The sequence below is a fragment of the Pseudorhodobacter sp. genome (assembly GCF_030452865.1).
In the GTDB taxonomy this organism is placed as follows: domain Bacteria; phylum Pseudomonadota; class Alphaproteobacteria; order Rhodobacterales; family Rhodobacteraceae; genus Pseudorhodobacter.
In genome coordinates this window covers 1-2,924 of sequence record NZ_JAKDLJ010000426.1, presented here as the reverse complement: position 1 = coordinate 2,924, position 2,924 = coordinate 1, and the positions used below count along the sequence as shown (strand labels likewise).

Sequence of the window (2,924 nt, the reverse complement as noted above, 5' to 3'; positions counted from 1 at the left end):
TCCGCGATAGTCATCCGCCACCTCAACCAGATGAACCCAATCGCTGGGCCCCACACCACCCTTCGCGTTGAACTTATAGGCTGAGAGATCAATCGCGCCCGTGGTATTGCCGTGATAACCGTGATCCGGCGTAATCATGTCGCGCCCGCCGGTCGCTGCTCGGGCCAGTCGAAGCGCCAGTTCATTGGCTTCGGAGCCGGAATTGACGAAGAAACAAACCGAGAGCGGATCGGGCAGTTTCGAGGTGATTTTTTTGGCAAAACTCACTTGGGCGGGGTGCAGATAGCGGGTGTTGGAATTCATCCGCAGCAACTGATCGGCGGCTACGGCCTGAATGCGCGGGTGCGCGTGGCCCACATGCGGCACGTTATTATAGGCGTCCAGATACGGCCTGCCCCATTCGTCGAACAAGTGGTGCCGCCAGCCCCGGACCAGCATCACCGGGTCGGCATAGCTTAATCGTAAATTGGTCCCAAACAGGCGCGCGCGGTCTGCCTGCACCTGCGCCTTATCGGTCGGCAGGTAGGCAACTTGGGCATCGGCCAGGTTGAGCAAGGCCGCAGGATTGGGGCAAACTGCATTCCAAAAGACCAGATCATCGGGGTCAGCGACGCCGGGCCAGTCCTGACCCATGCCGTCAGTGGTCAGCGCAAGTTGGAAATGTACATGCGGTGCCCAGCCGCCCGATTGGGTTACATCTCCGAGACGGGCAAAACCTTCGCCGGCGGCGATCGTCTGACCAATATGCAGCCGAGCACAAACATCAGGGTCAAGATGGCCGTAAAGGGTGAAAAATGCAGCACCATTCGGCGTTTGATGCTGCAAGATCACCACGCCACCATAGTCCAAGTGGTCAGTACGATTCTCAAGGGTGTGGACCACGCCCGCAAGCGGGGCATGCAATTCGGTGCCTGCCTTTGTGAACGCATCGACCGCCAAATGCACCGTGCGCCGGTTCGACGCCTTCCATGGCCCAAGCCGGAATGCGGGCGCGGTATAGATCAGCCGAGGCTCATTGTAATAGCCCAGCCAGATATCGGCGCTGTCAAATTCCTGCCCGATCACCGCCGCCTCAGCCAGCGGTAAATCGAACGGATTGCGTGGGCTGGTCGAATTTTCCACCGACAGGCTGCCCATGGGGGCTGCGTCCAGCGATTTCCCCATCAGCGGCGCAAAACTGCCACGCTGCACGTCAAGCCATGCCAGAACACGCGGCGCGGCATCAGTCACCGGCAGGCCACATGCCGCACGCAACCGCAGGCTGATCAGTCCGGCATTCACCGTCGCGCTTTGCAAGAAGGCCCAAGCTGGTTGTTGCGAGATGACCACATAAGGGTCGTCGGGGTTTTCCCGCGCCATCAGGGTCGAGTTGACCACGCTGACCGCAAGCCGCATGCGCAAAAGCGGCCAGATCATATCCACCTCAGCCGCCGTCAGTGGCCAAGCGGCATGATACCCTGCGACCACGGCTGCCAACGCCTGTTCAGGGTCGGCCTGATCCAGCACCATATAGGCGCAGGTTATCGCGAGGTCACAAACACGCGGGCTGGCGCACATATCGCCCAGATCAATCAAACCAGCCACTTGCGGCGCTTGGGCCAGCGAACCGCTGACGATAATGTTGTAATCGTTTACGTCATTGTGGATTGCGACGACGGGCAATGCTTCTAATTGCGGCTTGATAGCGCTGAAATCCGCCAGAATATCACCGATCAAAGCGCGGCGCTTCGGGTCGGTGATCACCCCCAACTCCTCGGCAATCCAATCGGCCTGCGTCAGGTTCCATTTGAAATCGCGGGCAAGTGACGGGTGGGTGAAATCCGCCAAGGCTCGGTCCATCGCGCCGACCGCCGCACCAACATCTGCCAAAAGATCGAACCCGTGTGGTCGCATATCGGCAAATGTCTTGCCTTCGATCCTTTCCAATACCCACACCAGCCGCTGCGCGCCATCTTGATCCGGGACAGAAACGAATGACGCACCGTCAAGGGCTTTGACGACACCCGGCACGCGCACCGCAGGGGCATGGGTCGCGATATGGTCAAGTGCGCGGCATTGCAGATCAATGAAGGCCGCATCGCAGCCCGCGCGCATGACCTTGAGCACGCAATCACGCGCACCAGCGGCCAGAAAGTTCAGATCATATTCGCCATCCAGCGCAACCAGCGTGGCCTCTATGCCCCAATGCCTGCGCAAAGCCTGTTGCCAGTGTTGTCCCATGGTTGGTCCTTGACGAAGTGATTGGATGTACAGGTTTTTGATCCTGCCCGGCCTGCGTTGCAGCAAGCCGGACAGGCAACACTCAGATATCGAAAGAAACACCCTGCGCAAGCGGCAATTCAGCGGAGTAATTGATCGTATTGGTGGCGCGCCGCATATAGCCCTTCCACGCGTCAGAGCCGCTTTCACGCCCGCCACCGGTCTCTTTTTCACCACCAAAAGCCCCGCCAATTTCAGCACCGGAAGTCGCGATGTTGATGTTGGCGATGCCGCAATCGGAGCCAGCGGCGCTGATGAACGCCTCAGCCTCACGGATGTTCATGGTGAAGATGCATGACGACAACCCCGCGCCGACCGCATTGTGCTGCGCCACGGCTTCATCCATATCCTCGTATTTCATGACATAGAGGATCGGCGCGAAGGTCTCCTCGCAGACGATGCCGCTTTGCTTGGGCATTTCAACCCGGGCCGGGCGCGCGTAATAACCGCCCTCCGCCCCCGCCACTGTGACACGCTCGCCACCTGTGACCTTGCCCCCAAGCTTGCGCGCCGCTTCAAGTGCGGCCTGCATCTGTTCAAACGCCTGCGCATCAATCAACGGCCCGACCAGCGCATCACTGTCCAAGGGGTTGCCGACCGAGACGCTTTCATAGGCTTTCTTCAACCCGGTCACCAACGGCTCATACACCGAAGAATGTACGAAC

2 protein-coding genes are annotated in these 2,924 nt (G+C 59.5%); both read right to left on the bottom strand.

What is annotated here, in order from left to right; all coding sequences use genetic code 11:
* Nucleotides 1-2,220, bottom strand: a 2,220-nt coding sequence (locus L0H65_RS17505; protein ID WP_301460506.1) for an aminotransferase class III-fold pyridoxal phosphate-dependent enzyme, incomplete at its 3' end; no start/stop codon positions are given.
* An 82-nt stretch (nt 2,221-2,302) separates the two neighbouring features.
* Nucleotides 2,303-2,924: aldehyde dehydrogenase family protein (locus tag L0H65_RS17500; protein ID WP_301460505.1), on the bottom strand; the 622-nt coding region annotated here is incomplete at its 5' end.